This window comes from Sphingobacterium sp. 2149 (genome assembly GCF_031455655.1).
In the GTDB taxonomy this organism is placed as follows: domain Bacteria; phylum Bacteroidota; class Bacteroidia; order Sphingobacteriales; family Sphingobacteriaceae; genus Sphingobacterium.
Genome location: NZ_JAVDTD010000006.1, coordinates 302467 through 326981, shown reverse-complemented (window position 1 = coordinate 326981; position 24515 = coordinate 302467). Strand labels below are relative to the sequence as shown.

The window sequence follows — 24515 nt, the reverse complement described above, 5'->3', positions numbered from 1 at the left end:
TGTCTACCTCTTCCCATTCCGAACAGAGCAGTCAAGCCCGCCAGAGCCGATGGTATTGCCGTAACAGGTGGGAGAGTAGGTCGGTGCCTTTTTTTTACACGGAAGCCCTTGCTGGAAACAGTCAAGGGCTTCTTTCGTTTGTCAACATTTCATCCTTCTCGCAACATTATTATTGGACAATCGTTTGCATTTCATAATCGCTTTTTTACTTCGATTTACTATTGTATTATTGTTAAGTTAATTTAATGCATTATAAATCATACGCATGAAGATATCTTTTTGGTGCGCAAAAGCACAGGTCAGTTTGCTAATAGGATTGGCTTCACCTTTTATTTTTCAATCCAATAGGCTTGAAGCCCGAACGAATACAATCCAATATTTGAGTACATATCGCGCTGATCATACAGCTAAGATTAGCACCGTTCAAAAAATTAACCCAACGACAGCAGAGATTGTATACGATAATAATCAACGGTTGACTTTAGATTTCTATGGCGATCATATTTTTAGAATGTTCCAAGATATTCATGGGGGTATTATCCGTGATCCTGAAGCAAAACCCGCCGCAAAAATCCTAGTAGAGCAGCCCCGCAAAACTGTCACTGGACTGGAGGTCAAGGATGAAGGAAATAAGATAAGCATCTCCACCAAAGATATCCTTTTTTCAATGGATAAGCTGACTTCACAGTTTAGTATCCTCAATCGTAAAAACAATAGGGTAGTCGTTGAAAGCTTAAAGCCAATCAATTTTGATCAGCATCAAGTCAGTCTCGAATTGAAAGAACAGGCAGACGAATATTTCTTTGGAGGTGGTGTACAGAATGGACGCTTTTCTCATAAGGGGAACACAATCGCTATTGAAAACCAGAATAGCTGGACAGATGGTGGTGTAGCTTCCCCAACGCCTTTTTACTGGTCTACAAAAGGCTATGGATTGATGTGGCATACGTTCAAAAAGGGAAATTATACATTTGGAGCCAAAACTAAAGGGACGGTAAAATTAACACATGATACCGACTATTTAGATGTCTTTTTTATGGTGAATGAGGGCGCTAAATCTTTGCTGAATGATTTCTATCAATTGACGGGTAACCCTATCCTTCTACCGAAATTTGGATTATATGAAGGCCATCTTAACGCCTATAATCGCGATTTCTGGAAGGAAGATGAGCAAGGGATTTTATTTGAAGATGGCAAGCGTTATAAAGAAAGCCAAAAGGACAACGGCGGAATCAAAGAATCCCTGAACGGGGAGAAAAACAATTATCAATTTTCAGCACGTGCCGTGATCGACCGCTATAAGGTACATGATATGCCTTTGGGTTGGATCCTTCCGAATGACGGTTATGGTGCTGGTTATGGACAAACGGAAACCTTAGATGGAAATATCGGTAATTTGAAGGAATTTGGCGATTATGCACGTAAAAATGGTGTCGAAATCGGTTTATGGACACAGTCAGATCTCCATCCCAAAGATAGTATAAGTGCATTACTGCAACGGGATATCGTAAAAGAAGTGCGGGATGCGGGTGTCAGGGTTCTAAAAACGGATGTTGCCTGGGTTGGCCCCGGATATTCTTTTGGCCTCAATGGAGTCGCTGATGTCGGGCATACCATGCCTTATTATGGAAACAATGCGCGTCCATTTATTATTTCATTGGATGGCTGGGCAGGCACACAACGCTATGCTGCTATCTGGTCGGGTGACCAAACGGGCGGTGTATGGGAGTACATTCGATTCCATATACCTACTTACATCGGGTCAGGGCTTTCAGGCCAGCCTAATATTACCTCCGATATGGACGGAATCTTTGGTGGGAAAAATTTTAAAGTTAATATTCGTGATTTCCAGTGGAAAACCTGGACGCCGATGGAACTGAATATGGATGGTTGGGGTTCAAATGAGAAATACCCACATGCTTTAGGCGAGCCCGCTACGTCGATCAACCGTTTGTATCTCAAATTAAAGTCACAATTGGTTCCCTATAGTTATAGCGTCGCCAGACAAGCTATCGATGGACTGCCCATCATTCGTGCCATGTTTTTGGAGCAGGCAAACAGCTTTACGCTCGGCAAAGCTACCCAATATCAATACTTATATGGTCCTAGTTTTCTTGTAGCACCAATTTATCAGGAAACTCATGTTGATGATAAAGGAAATGATATCCGCAATGGTATCTACCTGCCAGATGGTGAATGGATAGACTATTTTACCGGTGAGAAGTATGCAGGTGGGCGTATCATCAATAATTTTGACGCTCCCATTTGGAAACTGCCCGTTTTTGTTAAAAATGGTGCTATTATTCCGGTAACCCATCCGAACAATAACGTGCAGGAAATCAAAGCAGATCAACGTATCTATGAGGTTTATCCCTACGGAAATTCCAGCTTTGTTGAATATGACGATGACGGAAAGACCGAAGCATATCGTTATGGTAAGGGCGTTCAAACAACACTAACGTCTCACCTTACAGGCAATAGCGTGTTATTTACAATTGCGCCAACGGAGGGTGAATTTGATGGCTTTGAAAAGATGAAGTCTACCGAAATTCGCTTTAACGTCAGTAAAGCACCGAAGGCGTTGAAAGTAAAGATCAATGGAAAAAATATAAAACTCAAAGAAGTAAACAGTTTAGATGTGTTTAATTCTTCTGAAAATGTCTATTTCTACGATCCACATCCAAATTTGAACCAGTTTGCAACCCAGGGATCTGAATTCGAGAAAATACCATTGGTTAAAAATCCGATGTTGTTGGTACGACTAGCCAAACAGGATGTCTCATCAACTGCAGTTGAAGTCAAATTGGAAGGCTATGCGTATGCACCTGCCGACAGGTATCTAACCCAAACGGGTGCTTTAGAATCGCCTAAGGCTGTAATCACCGATCAGAATACGCAAGCGTATACCTTAAATCCAACTTGGGGAAAGGTTGTGAATGCTGATTATTATGAAATTGAATGCAATGACTTGATCTATTCGACCATCCAGGACACGCAACTGCTTTTTAATGGACTAGCAGCTCAAACGGATTATCAGTTTAAAATCAGGGCAGTCAATAAATCTGGATTTTCAGATTGGAGTACATTTTCGGCAAAAACAAAAGCCAACCCCTTGGAGTTTGCTATTGATGGCATCAAAGCCGAGACGACTGTTGACAACCAAGGTGGCAATGGTATCAATAAATTGTTCAATTACGATGAGGGAGATATGTGGCATACGAAATGGGGGCAGACAGCAGTTCCTTTTGATATGACCTTAGATTTAAAATCTGTCAATCAATTGGATAAGTTTGAGTATCTTCCAAGGACTGACGGCGGGAATGGTATAATTTTGAAAGGAAAAGTTTTCTATAGCAATGACAAGGTGACCTGGACTGAAGCAGGCAGCTTTGACTGGAAACGTGATGGCGAAATGAAACGTTTTGCGTTTGGATCACATCCGGTCGCACGATTTATCAAACTTTCAATTTCTGAAGCTGTGGGTGGATTTGGTTCTGGCAGAGAATTGTATGTGTTTAAAGTGCCAGGATCATCAAGCTACCTACCGGGTGATATCAATAATGACCGATTGATCGACCACAATGATTTAACATCTTATATTAATTATATGGGCTTGCGCTTTGGAGATGGAGATTTCGAGGGGTATGTTAGCAACGGTGATGTCAATAAAAATAAACTGATTGATGCTTATGATATTTCCAACGTTGCTGTCGTCATCGAAGGGGGGGCAAAGCCTGCCAAAGGGGAGAAAGTCGCTGGTAAACTGAAATTGGTTCCATCAAAAACGAGTTTAAAGTTAGGCGAAATAGTTGAAATCAGTGTACGTGGAGAACAGCTCAACGCAGTCAATGCACTTAGTTTTGCCCTCCCTTATAATCAGGGAGATTTTGAATATGTCGGTATCGAGCCTTTGCATCTAAAAGAGATGAACAATTATACGAACGATCGTCTCCATACCAACGGCAGTAAGGTGTTGTATCCTACTTTTGTAAATCTAGGCAACAAAGAGGTCTTAAATGGATCGGAGGTTTTATTTAAGATTAGATTAAAAGCGAGGCGCAATATCATCTTCACCCTCCCGGCGAAGGATGGTATTTTGGTGGATAAAACGCTAAATGCTGTCACTTTCTAAAAGCCAACAAATGAACGAAGCTGGGCGCCTATGAAGCTCCCAGTTTTGTTCATTGCTATCTGCTCCCTGCGTTAGTCCAATACCATACTGATATCCATCAACAGGATTTCGGTATCCGGCGAGGTTACTTTCATTTTGATTTCTGATACATCCCAGATTCCAAAACCATCTCTGGTTTCTAATGCCTGCCCTTCAACGCTAACGCTGCCTTTTATCACAAAAATATAGACACCATTACCGGCCTGTTTGACGTGGTATTTTACTTGAACGTCCTGGTCAAAATGGCCCATCGAAAACCAGGCATTCTGATGAATCCATACCCCTTGATCGTCTGGATCTGGCGAGAGAATCTGTTGAAATTTATTCTGTCTTTGCATACCATCCAAGGTAATTTGATCGTATCGCGGACTCACATTCCGTTGATTAGGGTATATCCAAATCTGTAGAAATTTGACTGCCTGATCGGTGTTTTTATTATACTCGCTGTGTATGATGCCAGTGCCTGCACTCATAACATGAATATCTCCCTTTCGTATAATCGCTTTATTGCCCATGCTGTCCTCATGTTCCAGGTCGCCTTCCAATGGGATGCTGATAATTTCCATATTATCGTGGGGATGTTTACCGAAACCTCTTCCCGCAGCGACTGTATCGTCATTGAGTACCCTCAATACACCAAAATGCATGCGTTCAGGATTGTGATAATTGGCGAAACTAAACGTATGATTGCTTTGTAACCAGCCATGATCCGCATGCCCGCGAGTAGTTGCTTTATGGAGGACACTGTGGTTTTCCAATTTGTCTGATGGATAGTTTGTATCTTCCACATTCAAAGTTTCAAGGGGGCTTATCTCATCGATATCATTTTTCAAGATATCAGCTGAAGATTCTTTAGATGTAAATATTCCGGAACCTAAAAGTCCCTTTTTTATAAAGTTCTGTTTGTTCATGATCATTTTATTTAGTATCCAAAATTAGCCTTTTAGTAGCCGATCGCCATTGATCTAGTTCAATAAAGAAACATTTTAGCGATTTCCAGTTGGATCGTTCGAATATTGCGCTGCTCAAAGTTGCATTAACCTGGCAGTAAGTCTGGAAACAGCGTATAAATTTCATTTTTCAAAATCCCGCTGCCGCCACCATAATGGGTAATCAGGCCGATGGAATAAGGGAGTTGCGAAAGATAATCCGTTATTTCTTGTTCTTCCTGCAGCGAGAGCCCCGAGCTTAATAATAATACATCTACAGGATGATTAATCAGCTGCTTTTTACAACTATCCAACTCTTGCAGTAATGTTGCGTTCCACATAGGGGTACTCTCAATGATTCTTTTTAGCGTAAGCAAAATTTCTTCATTTTTGCCAAATAGGAGAAATGTTAAGGTCTTCATAATGACAAAAGTAAACATGAACTGATTCATTTCCATTGATGTAGTTTAATAAATACAGCGATATACTCTCTGCATGTTTTCATCATGAAGGGACGCCGTTGAACGATTTGGATCAATACGCAATATGTCAACAGAAAAAGAAAGGGGTGAAATAAGTACAATCACATAAAATTTCTTACTTTTAGTAATCGGATGTATATAATTTTTTAGCGATTTTAATTATTATTTAGTTTATGATGAAGAGACTTTTACTTGTCGGGCTTTTTGCCGGTGTAACTCATTTTATGGCTTTTTCGCAAACGCACGAACTACGTGTGGGGGTTACTTCTGGGGTATCCAACTTTACGGGAGCAGGGAGTGAGGCCAAAAGCATGTTGATTGGATCCACGCAGCAGGACTTTTATACCAGTAATCCCTATGGAAAAAAATATGGAATAAACATAGGTGGGGCTTTAGACTACCGTTATATTTTTGCCAACAATCTGATATTAGGTCTAGAAGGCGCCTACGAAAGATTGCAGACAAAGATTGATTTGGAGGGAAGCGAATTTATGAATGGAAGCCGTGGTCAAACCCAACTTAATCAACAGTTTATCAATTTTAATCCGTTTGTCGGCTATCGCGTCTTTTTTGAACCCATGACGATGGATATTCAGCTGGGGATGGATATTGCCAAAGTGTTGAGCATCAAGGAAAAAGGTAGTATTGAAGATAAACAGGGAAATAAAACAAAATTTGATCGTGACAGAGGTAAAGTAATTGATATGGATCTCCGGCCACGTTTACAATTTAACGTAAATTATGACCGCTATACCGTGTTTGCCGGTTATTCATGGGGATTGAAGGATTATACCGGACAGATGCTGGGTAGCGACCCTGGTGCGGCACGACTAAATGTATTCCGATTGGGCCTACAATATCAGTTACTAAGACCGATATTTAAAAATGACTAAAGCTTACTCCCACGTTTGCTTTCGATTATAGGTCATTTTCGTAAATAACAGATCGGGGCGCGAAGATATTAGTTGTATTGTTTGGCAATCTTCTTCTCGGGTTCGATATAAAGCATATATAAGAAAAATAGAAATATATATTCTAAGGGTTTCATTAAAATATAAGTCATATTTGATGCACCGGTTGAATTGATTTTGATGGAGATGTTGAAACCATATTTATCATAGCAATACCGCACAAACCGGTGTATCGAAGGTGATAGATCACTCAAAATTTCTTCAAACGCATTGGCAATCTGAAGCTGTCTATTGACGATAATGGTATTGCCGTGCCTTTTTCCTAATCTCAACGGTTTTACAAGGGCAGGATTACCTTTCGCGGCGACTGTGCATAAATAATGTCCTTTATGATCCAAAATGGGAGGATGCATTTTTTGTGAAAATGCCCAAGTAGTTGTCTCCGTGAAAACTTTCGCCATGGAATCGTGATCCTGCCCCAATAAGATGAGGATGATGGTCAGTATCAGAAAGACCGGAACAAGTAATACAATAGCCCATAGGGGATAATTCAGCTTGGAAGAAAGTAAGGTATTGATCTTGTTGAGGGTGGGATTGGTATAAGTTCTGTTCATGGCGTAGCCCTTTTCTTCTACGATGACTCTGCGGATTAATCCGACACCGATAATCAAGCTGCAAATTGGTGTAAAAATAAAGTATAAAGTTCCTTCATTGCCAACATACATATCCAGTGTGGATGTATCGTGGTGACTGACCTGAATAAGTACAAATACACTCATTACGCTGCCTATCAATAACATCACCAGCATCATAACGAGAGGTATAGGTGGAATTTTTCGCCCTTTTATCCAGATGGTAACTGCTGAAATATTGAATGCAACGAAATAGATAAACAGCGATAAGATGTGTTTGCCGCCGAAGGGAATATAGCAGTCTCCATCCACAGGGTCCACGGGTTGGTTATATTGGCTCGAATGGAATACAAAACCAATCCCCGCAAGCAGCAGCGCTAAAAGGTAAGCAGTGACAACGGTATATTCAATAAAGGATACATCCCGCTGTTGTTTTTTCACGAGCGCGCGCAGCAGATATAAAATTCCGAAAAGCGTGATTATAATGAAAAGAAGAATTAAAATCATAATAGAATGAGCAGTTATAATGCGAAGAAGAATATAGTCAAATCAGTGTGCTGGATTCAGATTCGACGTGATACACGTATATGCCAGAAATCATCACAAGTGTTGAAAACAGTGTTATTATTGAGCGAATATAGCTCGTTTAATCTTTTCCAAATAACCTGTTCCAAAAATTTCTTTTTTTAGTGTTTGGAAAGTTTTCGGTCGTTTCAGGCTTCTCCGGCTGTACATGTATCGTATCAGTCTTGACATTTGGCAAAGCCTCATTTTCAGGAAGTCCGCTGCGTTGTGCTATATCCTGAATCTGTTTTAAAGCTGTAGCCTGATATAAGAGTAGACCTGCTTTGTCACAGTTAAACAGGTTGGAGTAACTTTTCGATTCATTCAGGTCAAAAGGTTGTGGTTCTACGACTTCGGTTGCTTCCAAAAGGCCGAGATTTCGCTCCTTGGCATATTGCAATGCATCAAGAAAAATTGAAATCCGGTTCTCTGAAAAGAGTGTATCTAATTCAGCCCTGATGGCTGGGTTATGATGATAGTCTATCCATAATTGAGCGGTTTTCTCTGCTGGAATAAAGACACCCGAGCAATAGTTTTCAACAAGCCTATTTTCGATCGTATTGGTTAGGAATTCTGGTTGTATAAATTCTTCCCATCTTTTGTAATAGACAGACAAATGTTCATTTTGGGAGAAGGACAAAGCTCCGCCGCGAACATAAAAGTACTTTTCGAAAAAACCTTGTACCACCGCTATAAAAAAACCGTGGGTCTTGTCAAAATAATCATTTTTTCCGGTTTCACGGCCCGCATTTAAAGTGTCTTGGTACTTGGTTTTATAGAAGTCTTCGAGCTGATGAAATGTGGATATTTCCTCAAGCTCTTCGGGATTTTGGAGTAAATCAAAATACCACGTTTCTATTTGTTTTTCTGAGATCGGGTGGTAACTAATATCATAGCCCATAATGACTTTTTTTAATCTCTTGTATGTTAATTGCTAAGGTATTAAAAATTAACATTTTGTACAATACTTATCGTTCATATCTCTTCTTTTATCATTTAAAAGGGGCAACTGGTTGAAAGTGTATGCGACAGTCAGAGGACTACATATTTTGCCTGTTTCATAATTATTAATTATTTTGGGAACAAACAATATGTATATATGAAGCAGTTACTAGTTATTATTCTTATGTTGTCGAGCATGTTTTTTACAGCTTGTCAATCCCCCAGTCCGGATAAGTTTTTCGGAAAAGTTGTTTTAAATACCAATCTTATTGCGGATTTTGCGCCTGAGCGCTACGGCAAAAGCCTCGAGCAGGAGACTGTGGAATTTGCGGACATGCCTTCCAGTAAGAAAGTGGGCGATGAAGCTCAAAAGTCAGTTGAGATTAAGATTCAGGTTGTCGAAAAGGCTTTAAAGGATATCAAAGAGCTGAATGTTTCCGATGCGGAAGCGAAAGCATTGAAAGAACAGTCTATTGCATTATTCGAGAAAGTCCTGCCCGTTTATAAAAATGAATATACAGCCTATGCAAAGTTATGTGATCGTAAAGGTTCGGCTGAAGAAAAGCAGGCTTTACTCCAAAAGATTGAGAAGAATGACATGCCCGAAATCAATAGTGCTTTCGACAATGTATATACCTTAGGGAAAGCTTACGCAGAAAAGCACAACCTAAACGTGAATTGCGGGAACTAACTCATGAAGGAAACACATCTTTACAGAAATAAGCGAAAAACAACGCAAATGCTGCTAATTTCAGCAGTATTTTGTTTGCTACTCTTAATCATATTACTTTATAGTATTGGTTTGTTTGATGGAGTTTTTAAAGCTAAGCCCACGATCTTTTCTGCAGGAGTATTGTTGGTACTTCTCATCTTGTTGATTGTAAACTTGCTGAGTCTTCGGGATAAATCAGCCCAGATTGTTCTTAGTGAAAAATATTTTTTCGGAAAAACTACGCCATTGGCAAAAGCTTTCGGTCAAGGGAATTGGCAAGATGTAAAGTCTATTGATTTAGAGAAAGTGGGTGGGGATACCATGATCATTGTTACCCTAAAAAATTCAGGTAAGTATAAAGATAGACTACCATCACTACTATGGAAGATGGCCTACCAGGAATCTGCTCAGGAATTAAATATCATGTATTCGGCGTCAACCATTGATCTGAAGCCTTCAGAACTGCATCAACTGTTTTTATCTTATTGGAACAAGCAAAAGTAATGGCTCGTTTTTTTTTGTTAATTTTAGCCAAATTACTCCAATGAAACTTAAAATATATACCCTTGCTATCGCTGGACTGGGGCTGATGGCTTCCTGTGGATCAGGAGCTCATAACAGTCAAACTGTTGCTGATACCGCTACGAATGAAAATTTTAAATCGTATGAAGACCGTTTTATTCTGCAGCTTTGGAAAGAAAATCCAGAATGGGCTACCCAAGTTGGTTTTCATCAGTATGATTCTCTATTAACCATACCAGATGCGAATGCCAGAAAGCGACGGTTAGAATTTTCAAAGAACCAGTTGGACAGCCTGAAAAGCTTTGATTTGAGTTCTTTGAATTTATCGCAACAGACAGATTATCATTTGATTCAAAATTATCTTGAATCAAATATTTGGTCGATAGAGCAAGAGCGTGCCTATGAATGGAACCCGTCGTCTTACAACGTTGGAGGGACCATCGCTTTTATGCTCGCAGAGCGTTATGCACCGTTATCGACGCGGCTTAAAGCCATTCAACAGCGTTTAATAAAAATTCCGGCCTATTATGAGGCTGCAAAGAAACAGCTTAAAAATCCAGCTCAGGTATTGACCGATTTGGCCATTCAACAGAATTTGGGCGGATTATCTGTTTTTGAAAGCGACTTACTGGATTCACTGAAAAAATCAGATCTATCAATTGCGGAAAAAGAAGCCATTGGGAAGGCATCCCAGCAAGCTGTTGCGGCGATAAACGGGTATGTACAGTTTTTAAAAGTGACGCCTAATCCGTCGCCACGGAGTTTTAGATTGGGAAAAGCGCTTTACGACAAAAAATTCGATTTTGATATACAGTCTGGATCCACTGCCGAACAGGTTTATCAGGCTGCGCTTGCACGGAAAACTTATTTGCATGGCGAAATGTATAAAATCAGCAAGGAACTTTGGCCAAAGTATTTTGGGAAATCAGCTGTGCCTGCAGATAGTTTGGCTGTCATCCGAAAAATGATCGATACCCTTTCGGTAAATCATGTCAAAGCAGAAGACTTTCAGTCGGCTATCGAAGCGCAGATACCTAAATTGGTCGCTTTTGTCAAACAGAAAGATTTACTATATATCGACGAGAGTAAACCGCTCGTGGTGCGTAAAGAGCCCGCCTATATGGCTGGTGTCGCGGGCGCATCGATCAGTGCGCCGGGTCCATATGATAAAGGAGGTAACACTTATTATAATGTCGGTAGTCTAAGTGGCTGGACGAAAGAGGCTAAGGAGAGTTATCTGAGAGAATATAACCATTACATCCTGCAGATACTCAATATCCACGAAGCTATTCCGGGGCATTACACCCAATTGGTGTATGCCAACCAATCGCCAAGTCTCATCAAGAGTATTTTAGGAAATGGTGCTATGATTGAAGGTTGGGCAGTGTATACCGAACAGATGATGCTGGAAAACGGTTACGGTGACAATGCGCCCGAAATGTGGTTGATGTGGTATAAATGGCATCTGCGTGCAGTTTGCAATGCCATATTGGACTACAGCGTACATGTGAAGAATATGAGCGAGAAAGACGCTATGCATCTGTTGGTGGATGAAGCCTTCCAACAACAGGCCGAAGCAGCGGGTAAATGGAAACGTGTGTCGGTAAGCAGTGTTCAGCTGACTTCTTATTATACTGGGTATAAAGAAATCTATGAACTTCGGGAGGCTGTTAAGCAAAAAGAAGGGAAACAGTTTAATTTGAAAAAGTTCCATGAGACGTTCCTGAGTTTTGGAAATTCGCCAGTGAAGTATATCCGCGAGATGATGCTAAAATAGCCATCGCGACCAATGATTGAGCCACTCCCCCGGAGTGGCTCAGTTGTTTACAGGCAGGGTGGGTGTGGGTATTTTGGTCTTTCCTTTTCGTTTGTTTTTAACTTTTACTATATTCATGTAACATATCATTGTTTTGGTATACTAACCTACTATTAACAGTTAAAATTAATTATGAATTTATCCATAGAAACCCTTAGTAAGACCTATTCGAATGGGGTCAAAGCGTTAGACAATGTAGACTTGGAAATCAGACCCGGAATGTTTGGTTTGCTGGGCCCGAATGGTGCGGGTAAGTCTTCTTTAATGCGGACGATCGCTACGCTTCAGAAACCCGACAGTGGCCGTATCACTTTCGGCGATATCGATGTGTTAAAAAATCAGCTGGATTTGAGGAAGGTTTTGGGTTACCTGCCCCAGGAATTTGGAGTTTATCCCAACCTCTCCGCTTCCGATCTGCTGCAATACTTTGCGAAACTTAAAGGAATCAAATCCAAAGCGGACCGCAATGCTATTATCAATCGCGTTCTTGAAGTGACCAATCTTTGGGACGTGCGCAATAAAAGTGTAAGCGGTTACTCGGGGGGCATGAAACAACGTTTTGGTATTGCACAGTTGTTGCTGAATGATCCAAAATTAATTATCGTTGATGAGCCAACCGCGGGACTTGACCCAGCGGAAAGACATCGCTTTTTAAATGTCCTACGGGAAATAGGTACAGATCATACGGTCATTTTTTCTACCCATATTGTCGATGATGTACGCGAATTATGTCATGAGTTAGCTATTCTAAATGGTGGTAAGATCCTTTTGAGAGGTACTCCGAAAGAATCGATCGATCAATTAGAGGGAAAGATCTGGGTACGTATCATCAGTAGAGATCAATTGGACGAGTATACTCAAAAGTTTAACGTCATTTCGACCAATTACAATCAGGACAATACGCTCAACATTAGGGTGTACAGTGATGAGCGTCCGGATGAGTCATTTGTGAATGCCCAAGGTCAATTGGAGGATGTCTATTTTGTTGCGCTAAAAAATGATCAACGCCATGTTTAAAGCTATATTTAATTTTGAATTTACGCGCTGGTTTAAAAGTTCGGCCGTCTATATCTACATGGCGCTGTTCTTTGCACTCTCGTTGTTTATTATGCTTTCATCGCTGGGCATCTTTGACGGTGTAACGGCAACCACTTCATCCAACACCATCCGAAACTCTCCTTGGGCAATTAATGGTATGGTCAATGGGATGTCAACAATTATTTATTTTTTGATTCCTTCCATTGTTGGAGCCTGTGTCTATCGTGATTTTCAGTATCAGGTGCATACGATACTGTTCAGTTACCCCTTTTCAAAAACGGATTACCTGTTGGGCAAATTCTTTGGGTCGGTAGCCGTGGTATTGGTTATTGTATTGGCGTCAACCCTTGGTATTGTTGTGGCACAATTTGTACCCGGCATCAATCAATCTTTATTGGGGCCGATTGATATTTGGGCTTATCTACAGACTTATATCGTACAGGTTATTCCCAATCTGGTTATTTTTAGTGCTATTATCTTCGTACTCGTAACATTGACAAGAAATGTATACGTTGGTTTTGTTGCCGTGCTGATCCTTATTATTCTTCAGGTGCTTGTTCAAAGTCTGGCAAACAACATGGACAATCGTTTTGTCGGTGCATTGATCGATCCGTTTGGCGATAGTGCCATCTCGTATTATACTCAGTACTGGTCGCCAGATGAGAAGAATGTCAACAATCTGCCTTTTACCGGAGCAGTTATTTATAACCGCCTCATTTGGCTCGCTGTAGCGGCATTATTCATTGGTGGGTTTTACATGTTATTTTCATTTTCGCAACATTCGATTTCCTTTAAATCGTCAAAAAAAGGAGCTCGGTTAACAAAGAATAACTTTGACAGTATCTTCCGGATCAATTTGCCTAAGGTCAGCTATGATTTTTCGACATTTCATTATTTGAAAACGACATGGACAATGGCGCGATATGACTATCGCTATATCGTCAAAAATCCGGTGTTTTTAATATTGACTTTAGTAGGGGTTTTGTTCATTATCTTGATGGCAAGCACCATTGGCTCGATCTTCGGAACGTCGACTTATCCCGTTACCTGGAAAATGCTGATGATCCCGGGGAGTACGTTTAAGTTTTTCCTGCTGATCCTGACTTTTCTTTTTATGGGGCTTTTAGTCCACCGCGGAACCATTACGCGGATGGGGGGACTACTGGACACCACAGCAGCTCCCAACTGGGCTTTTATGGGATCTAAAATTATTGCCGTCCTGCTGATGCAGTTGACCCTGTTGGGCGTTGTGATCTTAACCTGTATGGCTTTTCAGGTTTACCATCGTTATTACAATTTTGAAATCAAACAATATGTGCTGCATTTGATGGTCTATGGTATGCTGTCCAATGTGGTATGGCTTTTTATTTCATTGTTTGTCCATACGGTTTTCAAAAACTACCTGGCTGGATTTTTTGTACTGCTGACCTTATTTATTGGATTGCCATTTTTGTCTATGGTCGGAGTTGAACAGGAAATCTATCAGTTTAATCAGGGGCCAGATCTTGACTACTCCGATATGGACGGGTTTGGTTATGTACTTCCCTTTTTAACGTATCGGATCTATTGGCTGCTCTTCGCGGTTGTTTTTGCTACGCTCGCACTGTTATTGTGGCGGAGAGGTAGTTTTTCGGGCTTTAGGGAGCGGTGGGCTATTCTTAGGGCCAACTGGAGCCCGACGGCAGGTGCGATAGTGGTGATCGCTTTCTTAGGTTTTGTTGGTATCGGCAGTGCAATATACTACGAAAACCACGTCAAAAACCCCTATTATACAAGTTTGGATCATGAAAAACAGGCCGTCGAATGGGAAAAGAAATATAAGAAATATCAATATCGCCCGCAGCCACGCGTCGTGGATATTAAGTTTAATCTCGATATTTTTCCGGATACGCGTAGTTTTAAAGCAACAGCAGCGTATGTACTGAAAAATAAGACCAATATCGCTATCGATTCTATTTTTGTCAATTATAATGATTACGATTATCAATTTTCTTTCAATGTGCCAAATAAGCTGCTTTCTGCCGACGATATATATAATTTTAATATTTATAAGCTCGATAAGCCCATGGCTCCGGGAGATTCCATTGTGTTGAAATTTAGTACGGAAAGTCCAGCCAATACCTGGATAAATGAAAAGTCACCAGTGAAAGGAAATGGTACTTTTATCAATAATATGCTTTTTCCGAATATAGGCTATTTGGACCGGGGCGAGCTGGTGGATAATGATGTGCGCAAGAAGTATGGTCTACCGTTTCGAAATCGGATGGCCCCGCAGAGTGATCGAAGAGCACTGCAAGATAATTATATCTCCAACGATGCGGATTGGATCCGTTTCGAAGCTACCGTAAGCACGGCTAAAGATCAGTTGGCTATTGCCCCGGGATATCTGACGAAAGAATGGGAAAAAGATGGCCGCAAGTATTATCAGTATAGAATGGATTCAGAGATCCTCAACTTTTTTGCTTTTAATTCGGCGCAGTATGAAGTCAAAAAAGACAAGTGGAATGGTGTTAACCTCGAAATTTACTACCACAAAGGACATATCTACAACCTCGATCGTATGATGGCTTCTAGTAAAGCCTCTCTGGCTTACTATACGAAAGAATATAGTGCCTATCCACATCGGCAATTGCGTATTATTGAATTTCCGCGTACCGCTGGAACGTTTGCGCAGTCTTTTGCCAATACCATTCCTTTTTCTGAGGCAATCGGTTTTATTGCCGATGTCGATGAGAAGAAGGATGATGCAGTCGATTATCCTTACGCAGTAACAGCACATGAGATAGCCCATCAATGGTGGGCCCATCAGGTGGTAGGGGCTAATGTGCAAGGCGCGACCTTATTGTCCGAAAGTATGTCTGAATATTCATCGCTCAAGGTTTTGGAAAAAAGATATGGCAAAGGGCAGATGCGTAAGTTTCTTAAAGATGCACTCGACGGCTATTTGCAGGGGCGAAGTGCCGAAAAACTAGGCGAGAAGCCATTGATGTACAATGAAAATCAAATGTACATCCATTACCAAAAAGGGTCTTTGGTGCTTTATGCGTTGAGCGATTACCTGGGAGAGGATGTTTTTAATCGTACTGCGCGAGCTTATTTGCAACGCACAGCTTTCCAAAATCCGCCATACACAACGTCAACCGAGTTTGTGGATAGCTTTAGGCAGGTAACTCCAGACTCACTGCGCTACCTGATCAAGGATATGTTTGAAACGATTACTTTGTATAACAATAAAGTTGACAAAGTGAGCGCCAAGAAACTTAAAAATGGCAAATATCAGGTTGATATTCAGTTTGAAGTTTCTAAATATCGCGTGGATGGCAATGGGAAAAAGAGCTATATCGACGCGGGGGGGCAGGCGCTGTCATTTAAAAAATCAGATCGGCTGACAATAAAGTCTTTGCCTCTTGCAGATTATATTGAAGTTGGTGTTTTCTCCAGTAAAAAAGGTAAAGATGGAAACAACCGGCAGGAACTTTATCTCAAAAAGCATAGAATTGATCGGATCAATAATACCCTGACGCTAGTTGTTGATCAAAAGCCCGAACAGGTAGGCATAGATCCTTACAATAAACTGATTGATATTGAATCCGATGACAACAGGAAAGAGCTATAGAAAAGGTTGTGAAATAGAAAAGGGTATGAAAATCCTCATCGCAAGATGAGGATTTTTTTTATTCGGGCAATTTTGGAGTCATCATACGTTGTTGCGTACTACCACTGATCGCTCCCAGAAATTTAAGCACAGCGTTAATCTCTTCATTGGTAAGGTTTAGCTTTTTCAGCTTTGCCGAATGTATAGGCCTTGTTTTTGGGTCTATCGTAACGCTGCGTTGTATTGGTTCGGGATTACCGAGATTATAGAGCTGTACGACATCTAACAGCGTTGGAAAATTACCGTGGTGCATCCAGGGGCCAGTTAGTGTAATCTCCCGCAATGAAGGCGTCCGGAATGCGCCTATGTCTTCCTGTTTACCGCTAATATGGTAATGGCCGAAATCCTGCTGCTTGGTACCATATAACGTCTGTCCATCGTTGTGAAACTGATTATCTGAAAATAAAGGCGTATTGTGACAGTTGATACAGCGTGCTTTTGTCCGAAAAAGATGCAGCCCCCATACCTCTTCATCCGTCATAGCATTCTTATTTCCCTGAACAAAGCGGTCAAACTTGCTGTTATAACTACGAATGCCCCTTTCAAAAGTTGCAATCGCCTGTTGAATACGCAAGATAGTGACCGTACTGTCTCCAAAGGCCGATTGGAACAACGGGGCGTAACCAGCGATCTCCTGAATATGGCGCACAGCTACTTGGTGGTCGGTGTTCATCTCCACACTGTCGGTCAGCGGAAATAATACCTGCGCTTCCAATGAAGATGACCGTCCGTCCCAGAAGAAGGAGCGGTAGTAACCGACATTATAGAGGGTCATGGCATTTCGTTTTCCTACCCGTCGACTATGTCCATGGGCCAGACTCTTGCCATCGCCCCAGCCCAGTTGCGGATCGTGACAGCTCACACAGGCCAACTGTTTTGTTGCCGAAAGCCTGGGATCGAAAAACAATATTTTTCCCAGCGCCGACTTTTCCTTGCTAAACGGATTATCGGCAGGATATTGAACATTGGGCAAGGTGCCAATATCGACAAAATTTACCTTTACATCATCGTCCAGATGTGGTTTCGGCCATCGCTTGCTATCGCCGGAGGAATATAATTTGCGCCATAAGGCAATATCAGGAATATCCTGATCCTGCACAAAAGACAGTAAGATCAGGATGACTCCCAATGAACCAAATACAAGTAATCTTCGTATCATTTGTTGTTTACAATTCTAACGCTTTGGTGCTTAATTTGTATTTACGGGTTACTTTATTGGATCCACCGATCGCTGTCTCGTTAAAATTCACCTCTAGGTCGATTAAGCCTTGTTTTAAATCATACGTCCCCGCACCACTGATACCGATTTCGAAAAATTCCATATCTTTCCGTTCTGTGGCAGATTCGGTTTTCTTGTAGATTTTTACCTGTTGCTCCTTTACAGTCACTTTGCCGAGCTGGTCGTTATGCTGATCTGGTAAGAATTGCAATACCTGGTCCACATTGATACCTGCCGTTTTAATATTTGTCGTACCGATCTTATCGCTATATAGTGTGACCATCTGGAAAAGATTGACGCCACTATCTGTTACATAGGGATTCGTAAATCCCATATAGGTGGTGTCGGTTGTGGACACTGTAGGATAATGTGCCCGAATACGTTTTCCCCAGGTTTCTGTGGCGTCATCAAAACGGTAGATATATAGTTCAAAATAAGGATCTGTACTGGTAAAGGTAGCTATAGCATTGTTGTCCGGCTTAGGAACATATTCGGGTTCTGGAGCCACATTACTATCTTTACTACAGGAGATGGTGGAAAATAGGATACTGCAGATAGTGACGAATTTGGATAACTTAAGGATTGCTTTTAAACTGTTCATGTCGTATTTTATTAATTTGTATTTTAGTGTTGCTGATTAATATTAATAGCCAGGATTCTGTATCATGCGCTTATTGGAAAGCACCGACTGCTTTGGGATGGGCAATACCATATGATCATTTGGAAAAGTGACGTTACAGTTTGTCCCTGTACAGTCATTGCGCTTAACAGATAGCCCCCTGCGCATCAAATCAAGGTATAAAAGTCCTTCAAGACAGAGCTCGCGGCGACGTTCGTCAAGGATCTCATTGATCAACAGATTTTTTGTATTGAAAACGTAAGCTCCGAGCTTCGGATTACCGCGGAGTCGGATGGCATTCAAACTCAAAACAGCCTCATCGGTATAGCCTAGTTCAGCTGCTGCCTCCGCGTGAATCAAGTACATTTCCGAGAGGCGGATCAACTTGACACTAGTTACTGCCGTTTGTAGTGTTGGATATTTAAATATCCCACCGGCTGCTCTTACATCATCTTGGCCAAACAGTCCGAGGAGATCCTGACTTGGCCTAAACTGATAATAGGAATTACTGGCCTCCTTGACATAGTAACTACCGATTGAGTTGCCGGAATAATTGCTCGGAACGGCCAGCTCAAGAATAGATTCTTTGGTATTGGCCTGTTTCCAGCTGTCGATGTACTCAGCATGGTTATAAAGGGAATAGTTTGCTTTGAGCAGTTCGGCGCTGAAGGCATAAGCCTTTTGCCAATCGTTGCGATTGAGGGCCAGCCTTGCCTGAAGCGCTTTACTTGCCTGTAGGCTCATGTATATTTTGGCATTGCCCTCAAATACGGTTTTGCTATTGGCAAATAACGAATCAGCCAGATTCAGATCACTTTCGATATGTTGGTATACTTCTGCCACGGTAGAACGTGCTATTTGTGCATCTTTGGGGAGAATTGTGCTTTTGGCAAGTATGATACCCATATGCGAAGCATCCTTTGTATAAAGATAGGGCTGCGCATAGAACTGTACGAGATCAAAATGAACCAATGCCCGCAAGCCATACGCCTGCGCCATGATATGGTTGCGTTCAAGTGTACTGATATTGGTTATTGCCGGGACGCGTTTGATGATATTATTGATGGCATTGAGCAGCGTGTACTGATAGCTGTATAGTTTGTTCATCGTATCATTGTCAGCATCAGTTTCAAATGAATAGACATCTAACAGCGTTGTTCTACCCGCTGCGGCAAATGTCAAATTGCCACCGAGTAGATCGGGGTAAACCATGCGTACACCATTGTAGTAGTCCGACTGAAATAGGTTGTTGTACACCCCTGCAAGGGCTGATTTTGCTCCCTGCATATCGGAGAAAATAAGGTCTACCGAAACCTCGTTTTCCGGTTCTTTATCTAAGAATTTTGAGCAGCTCATTGTGCTCCAGGCCAAAAGGAAAGCAACACTTAGTGTCTTTATGTTCATAACTCGAATTATTGAAAGATTAAAGTGTGGTTCGTAAACCAATCGAAAAGTTACGTGTCTCAGGATAGATAAATCGGTATTCGCGGATGCCGTTTCTGCCCGCCGGACTTTTGTCTTTGAACCAATAGAATACATTGGTTACATTGAAGCTCAATGCTGTCTGTCCTATACCCATCCGTTTCATTAAACGATCGGCCAAACGATAGCTTAAGGAAGCGTTGCTTAGCTTGATATAGGTCATGCTGTACAAATAGCGGGAAGAGTTATTAACTGGTGAGCTGGAGTTTAGCTTTGGAATTGCCGTGATATCGCCCACCTGCTGCCATCGATCCAGCAAATTGACCGACATATTGGAGTTTGACAGACTATTTCCATCCCGTAAATAGGTTGTGGCTACAAACTTGTTGCCACCAAGATTATATTGTAAATTGAGCGTAAGCTGAAATCCCTTCCATCCCAAATTGTTAATAAGACTACCCTGAAAATCGGGCATCGCATTCCCCAGCAATTGGTAGGCGCTCTGCCCCATAGCCCGTATTTCGGTTCTGTTGACCACATCACCATTGGGGGTGTAGAAACCTTCCTCCCCGGTATTGGGATCTACGCCGGCCCATCTGATCCCCCACAATGATGTAGCGCTGTATCCTACCCGCTGGCCTGCACCTATGTTATCTGAGGAGTTTGCAGCATACAGCTCAATCAATGGATTATTAAACGAAGTCACCTTGTTTTTATTCCAGCCACCGATAAGTGTACTGTTCCATGTGACCTTGGACTGTTTTAACCATTGGTAGGCAACGCTCAAATCCAGTCCTTGATTGTACATGTTTCCTGAATTGAGCGGCATACCACCATAACCTGTTTCCAGTGGCACACTGATATTTGCGATCAGATTGCGGATATTGTTTCGGTATAAATCCAGTGCCACACGTAACCTATTGAAAGCATTCAGGTCAACGCCAACATTAAACTTGATATTCGTTTCCCAGCCTAAGTCCGGATTTTCCGCCGCAGAAGAAGATGGGCTTGCACTTATCTGTCCGCCATAGGTCACATTGTTGAATTTGTATAAACCTCTCGACGCATAGGATCCAATCCGCGAATTGCCTGTCGTTCCGAAGCTACCGCGTAAACGCAAAAAGTCTATTGCCTGAATGGCTTGCATAAATTTTTCATTGCTGATATTCCATCCCAATCCAAGCGCTCCATTCAGCGCCACCTGTTTGTCGCCACCAAACATAGACGACTGATCTGCACGGCCACTGAGAGAAGCATAAAATCGCTTGTCATAGTCGTAGTTCATCTGGACATAGTTGGATACTGTCGCGTCCGAGATTTTCGACGAAGAAGACGTCTTGGTGCTTGCGAGCCCGATTGCGATGACGCGGTCGTAGGTAAATCCGCTACCCTGCCCAACTAGTAAATTGCTGTATTGATCTTTTAGCTCCATCCCCGCAATTCCGACAAAGCGGTGTCCACTTCGCCATTTTGGACTGTAGGTAAGCTGTAGCATGGAAGTCCAGCTGTATGTCGTTCGGTCATTGATGCGCAGACGCCCATCTTTGGCAATGGAGGCGCCGGCGATACCCGAAAGAAAAGTTTCCTGCTTGGACTGCAGCATATTTCCGCCTATCGCTCCGCGCAAGCTTAGAAAAGGTAAAAGTGCATATTGCAGTTCGATCCGTGCGGTCCCTGTAAAAGCCAACGCTTTATCCGTATTTTCGGCTAATGCTGCGACTGGATTGACGAGGCCTAAGAAGGTGCTGTAACTTCCATCTTCCTGATAGGGGGTTATATTGGGCGGCATATAAGCGGCATTGGCGAATTGGTCGAGACCTTCCCGCCGCATCAGTGCCGGCGATATGGTGGTGGTCATTTGAAGCCTGTCGCTAAACTGATTATAATAACGTATAGAGCTTGTGTATTGCTTCAAACCATTTCCAGGACTGGCGTTTTGCTGATTACGGTAGCCCATGGAAAGATAATATGTATCTTTACCTTTCCCGCCCGAAAGAGACAGATTGATATTATCATAACGTGCATTACGTGACGTCAGTCCAAACCAGTCGGTATCGATGGTGTTGCTACCTGCCTTTTTTGAGGCATCAGTTGCCGTTGAGCCCGTATTTATATAAAACTCTCGCAGTAATTCGTAGTATTGCGGTCCGGAGAGTAATTTCATTTGGTTGATAAACGTGGAGACCCCGGTATTGTAAGAGGCTGTTAGCTGTGCCTTGCCACTGCGACCAGATTTGGTCGTGATCAAAATAACACCATTTGCCGCGTTTGCGCCATAGATTGCTGTTGCGGCAGCATCCTTAAGTACTGAAATGGATTCAATATCCAATGGGTTGATTCCTGCGATCGGATTCAGCAAGGTCTCCCCCGTGAATAGTGAATTGGCATCGCCTATTTCCTGTTCTTGTACAACAACACCATCAACAACGTACAGCGGCTGCGAAGAGGTCGATCGTCCGGTATTGCTTGTTAGGTTTGTCAGTGTTCCCTGGCCGCGAATATGAAGCTTAACAGGGGTGCCTAGGGAAGTGCTGGGTTCGACATATAATCCCGGCACTAGTCCTTCCAGCATTTTATCTACGCTTTCTATTGGCCGGTCGGCTTGCAAATCCTTGGCGCTGATCGTATACACACTCCCAATCATCTCTTCGCGTAGTTTCGGTGCTTCGTAGGTGCTGCTGACAAATACTTCCTCAAGTTGTTGATCTAATGGAACCAGTTTGATCCGCTGAAATGCGGTATCCACCTTAATGTCGTAATTTTGATAGCCCAAGTAACGTATTCCAATTTCCTGGCCGCGATTTTCAGCTGCGGTCAGTATGCGATATCGTCCTAAACTATCAGTGCGATAGGTTTTGTTTTCTTTCCTAAGTATTAGCGTCGCTCCGGCCAATGGCAACCCTTTTTTTGCATCTGTCACTACACCGTTGAGCAATATGGGCTTAGCTGCCTTGCTGACGGCAATAACGTTAGAGCGTTTGATTCGCTGAAAGCGCAGCTGATGTGTCGATGCTAGCCTAGACAAATACGTGTCTATGTTCTCTTTGGCCGTGGGAAGAGGAACACGGCGCTGCAGTCCGATGGAAGCGTCGTAGGAAAAATGTACGGCGTGCTGCTGGGTCAATAATTGAAAAGCAGTTTCCAAGGTTCCTTGCCCGGGCGTGCTTTGTGCGGAAACGGCCCCAGCGGATAGTAGGAAAATGGTGTTCAATAAGAAGGTTCGTCTTACTGTTTCTTTAATAAAGCACATACGTATCTTTTGCTATTTTTTTTGATGACAATTCTTTTGAAAAACAAATCGCGGCGAGTGCAGCCTCAACAGGCAGCTTCTCAAAATGCCCGGTATATCTCCATCGCGCATCGGGTTTGCGGAGGGAGAGGTGGATGCCATAATATTGCGTCATTTTCCGGGCGACTTCAGCGAAAGGAGCATTTTGAAAATGTAAAATACCTTCCGGAAAATTATTGATCTGTGTGGGCGCAAATTTATCGAGATGGATATTCGTAGTGGTGACATACCCCTGTTGCCCAGGATTGAGCAGAATTTGTTTTTTATTGTTGCGGTTGGTCAGTTTAATCTTTCCGGAAAACAAACTTACACGGGTGTTTTTTGAATCAACTTGCTCCACCAAAAATTGTGTCCCCAATACCGTCACTAAGGCATTATCTGTTTTTACTGCAAATGTGCGGCCTGCGTTTTTTGAAATATTAAAGTGTGCATCACCGTTCAGCAGAACACACATAGTATCCTTACTGAAATGTTTTGGATAATGTAGTGTACTTCCACCCATCAACGTAATCTGGCTTCCATCACTGAGGTTAACCTTGATCATTCTGCCATTTTTGGTAGCGACATGAAGCCATTCTTCAGTAGAGGTAGGATGTATGGCGAGCGTAGGTTGAGTCGTGCCTTTAAGAAAAATCTGATGGAATGAAAATGCACCGATGAGTAGGATAGAAGCTGCAGCAATCCATCGCCATTTTCCTCCTAGCTGATGTGTTTTTGCAGTTGCTTTGCTTTCCAGCTTTGCAAATAGTTTATCTTTTTCAACTTGCAATTCCCCTTCGCTGATATGCACGTTTAGGGCATCCAACATCGTCCTTGCTTCAGTAACAAGATGTAATTTATCTGGATTTTCTGCAATCCATGTCGTCCAAAAATGAATTTCCGCTCGTTTTGCGTTTCCATTGTGATAAGACACAAAACTCTCATCGATTACTAAATCAACGCTATCGTTGTAAATTTTTTTCATGTATATATGAGTGTAGAGGAGAGAAATCCAGTTTTTTACCGGATTATTTTTCATTTTTTTTCTTTAAAACCTTAATGGCTTCATAAACAAGGTTATAGATTGTTCGTTGACTATTTCCAGTTTCAGATGCAATTTGTTCATAAGACTTGTTTTGAAAAAACCTGAGATCAATCACCTGTCTTTGTTTCGGGGTGAGGGATTCCAAAGCTTGAATTAAACGGGTACTCGCTTCGCGAATGGATTCCTGTTGTATGAGGACCGTCTCGTGTGAAGGAGCATTGTCATTGGACCGATAATTTGTTATCGCCAATTTTTCATCCAATAACCGACGGTCATTCAGAATACGGCGCAACCATGTCATCAAATATGATTTGATATTATCGACAGGAGGCAGGCGGTCACGTTTTTCCCATAATTCTAAAAATAGATGTTGTATACCATCTTTTACGGCTTCACGCGAATATCCTAGCATCATGCCATAGGCAAAAAGCTCTCTGTATACTAAGTCATATAAGGATTCAAAGGCCTCACTCGACCCTTTCAATGTAGCTATCCAATGTTGTCTCATGGTGTGAATGGCGCAAATCTACATTTTTATTTAGAATAATTACAAATAAGATTGATGTTT

At 42.0% G+C, this 24515-nt stretch carries 18 protein-coding genes; 8 read left to right on the top strand and 10 right to left on the bottom strand.

Annotation, left to right across the window (positions count from 1 at the left end):
- Both J2X77_RS11240 and J2X77_RS11235 read left to right on the top strand, forming a co-directional pair.
- A partial coding sequence (locus J2X77_RS11240) for a hypothetical protein (RefSeq protein ID WP_310080769.1) occupies positions 1-246 on the top strand: 246 nt, incomplete at its 5' end.
- A 19-nt stretch (positions 247-265) separates the two neighbouring features.
- Entirely contained in the window at positions 266-4132 is a 3867-nt protein-coding gene (locus tag J2X77_RS11235; protein ID WP_310080767.1) for a TIM-barrel domain-containing protein, read from the top strand.
- Between the two features lie 71 nt (positions 4133-4203).
- Here the strand turns inward: J2X77_RS11235 and J2X77_RS11230 are convergent, their stop codons facing one another.
- Positions 4204-5082, bottom strand: a complete 879-nt coding sequence (locus J2X77_RS11230; protein WP_310080765.1) for a pirin family protein — start codon at positions 5080-5082, stop codon at positions 4204-4206.
- Positions 5083-5207: 125 nt separating this feature from the next.
- On the bottom strand, positions 5208-5558 hold the full coding sequence (locus tag J2X77_RS11225) for a hypothetical protein (protein WP_310080763.1): 351 nt from the start codon (positions 5556-5558) through the stop codon (positions 5208-5210).
- Positions 5559-5755: 197 nt separating this feature from the next.
- Here J2X77_RS11225 and J2X77_RS11220 point away from each other — a divergent pair, with 197 nt between their 5' ends.
- Positions 5756-6475, top strand: coding sequence for an outer membrane beta-barrel protein (locus J2X77_RS11220; protein WP_310080762.1), 720 nt, complete (start codon positions 5756-5758; stop codon positions 6473-6475).
- Positions 6476-6543: 68 nt separating this feature from the next.
- On the opposite strand, the gene J2X77_RS11215 is transcribed toward J2X77_RS11220, so the two are convergent.
- Both J2X77_RS11215 and J2X77_RS11210 read right to left on the bottom strand, forming a co-directional pair.
- The gene (locus J2X77_RS11215; RefSeq protein WP_310080760.1) at positions 6544-7632 is read right to left on the bottom strand and encodes a DUF6688 family protein; all 1089 of its coding nucleotides are present in this window, start codon (positions 7630-7632) and stop codon (positions 6544-6546) included.
- 139 nt (positions 7633-7771) lie between these two features.
- Entirely contained in the window at positions 7772-8590 is an 819-nt protein-coding gene (locus J2X77_RS11210; RefSeq protein WP_209577834.1) for a hypothetical protein, read from the bottom strand.
- 198 nt (positions 8591-8788) lie between these two features.
- Between J2X77_RS11210 and J2X77_RS11205 the strand changes: the two genes are divergently transcribed.
- The 5 genes from J2X77_RS11205 (at position 8789) to J2X77_RS11185 (ending at position 16335) form a co-directional block, all read left to right on the top strand.
- Positions 8789-9322 (top strand): hypothetical protein, encoded by a 534-nt coding sequence (locus J2X77_RS11205; protein WP_310080757.1) that lies wholly within the window; start codon positions 8789-8791, stop codon positions 9320-9322.
- 3 nt (positions 9323-9325) lie between these two features.
- On the top strand, positions 9326-9847 hold the full coding sequence (locus J2X77_RS11200) for an STM3941 family protein (RefSeq protein ID WP_310080755.1): 522 nt from the start codon (positions 9326-9328) through the stop codon (positions 9845-9847).
- Positions 9848-9887: 40 nt separating this feature from the next.
- Positions 9888-11642, top strand: a complete 1755-nt coding sequence (locus J2X77_RS11195; RefSeq protein WP_209577837.1) for a DUF885 domain-containing protein — start codon at positions 9888-9890, stop codon at positions 11640-11642.
- Between the two features lie 171 nt (positions 11643-11813).
- Positions 11814-12698 (top strand): ABC transporter ATP-binding protein, encoded by an 885-nt coding sequence (locus tag J2X77_RS11190; RefSeq protein ID WP_209577838.1) that lies wholly within the window; start codon positions 11814-11816, stop codon positions 12696-12698.
- Positions 12691-16335 (top strand): M1 family aminopeptidase, encoded by a 3645-nt coding sequence (locus tag J2X77_RS11185; RefSeq protein ID WP_209577839.1) that lies wholly within the window; start codon positions 12691-12693, stop codon positions 16333-16335. Before J2X77_RS11190 ends, J2X77_RS11185 begins: the two co-directional genes overlap by 8 nt.
- A gap of 58 nt (positions 16336-16393) precedes the next feature.
- On the opposite strand, the gene J2X77_RS11180 is transcribed toward J2X77_RS11185, so the two are convergent.
- Genes J2X77_RS11180 through J2X77_RS11155 form a run of 6 tightly spaced genes read right to left on the bottom strand, consistent with a single transcriptional unit; the run spans position 16394 to position 24455 of the window.
- A complete protein-coding gene (locus J2X77_RS11180) occupies positions 16394-17533 on the bottom strand; it encodes a cytochrome-c peroxidase (RefSeq protein WP_209577840.1) in 1140 nt (379 codons plus the stop codon).
- Between the two features lie 7 nt (positions 17534-17540).
- Positions 17541-18194, bottom strand: a complete 654-nt coding sequence (locus tag J2X77_RS11175) for a hypothetical protein (RefSeq protein WP_209577841.1) — start codon at positions 18192-18194, stop codon at positions 17541-17543.
- Positions 18195-18236: 42 nt separating this feature from the next.
- Positions 18237-19616, bottom strand: a complete 1380-nt coding sequence (locus J2X77_RS11170) for a RagB/SusD family nutrient uptake outer membrane protein (RefSeq protein ID WP_209577842.1) — start codon at positions 19614-19616, stop codon at positions 18237-18239.
- A 19-nt stretch (positions 19617-19635) separates the two neighbouring features.
- On the bottom strand, positions 19636-22884 hold the full coding sequence (locus J2X77_RS11165) for a SusC/RagA family TonB-linked outer membrane protein (protein WP_209577843.1): 3249 nt from the start codon (positions 22882-22884) through the stop codon (positions 19636-19638).
- Positions 22871-23887 carry a FecR domain-containing protein gene (locus tag J2X77_RS11160; protein ID WP_209577844.1) on the bottom strand — a complete coding sequence of 339 codons (1017 nt, stop codon included), beginning with the start codon at positions 23885-23887 and terminating at the stop codon, positions 22871-22873. The genes J2X77_RS11165 and J2X77_RS11160 overlap by 14 nt, the downstream gene beginning before the upstream one ends.
- A 43-nt stretch (positions 23888-23930) precedes the next feature.
- Complete coding sequence (locus J2X77_RS11155; protein ID WP_209577845.1) at positions 23931-24455, bottom strand: RNA polymerase sigma factor; 525 nt, start codon at positions 24453-24455, stop codon at positions 23931-23933.
- Between the last annotated feature and the right edge of the window lie 60 nt (positions 24456-24515).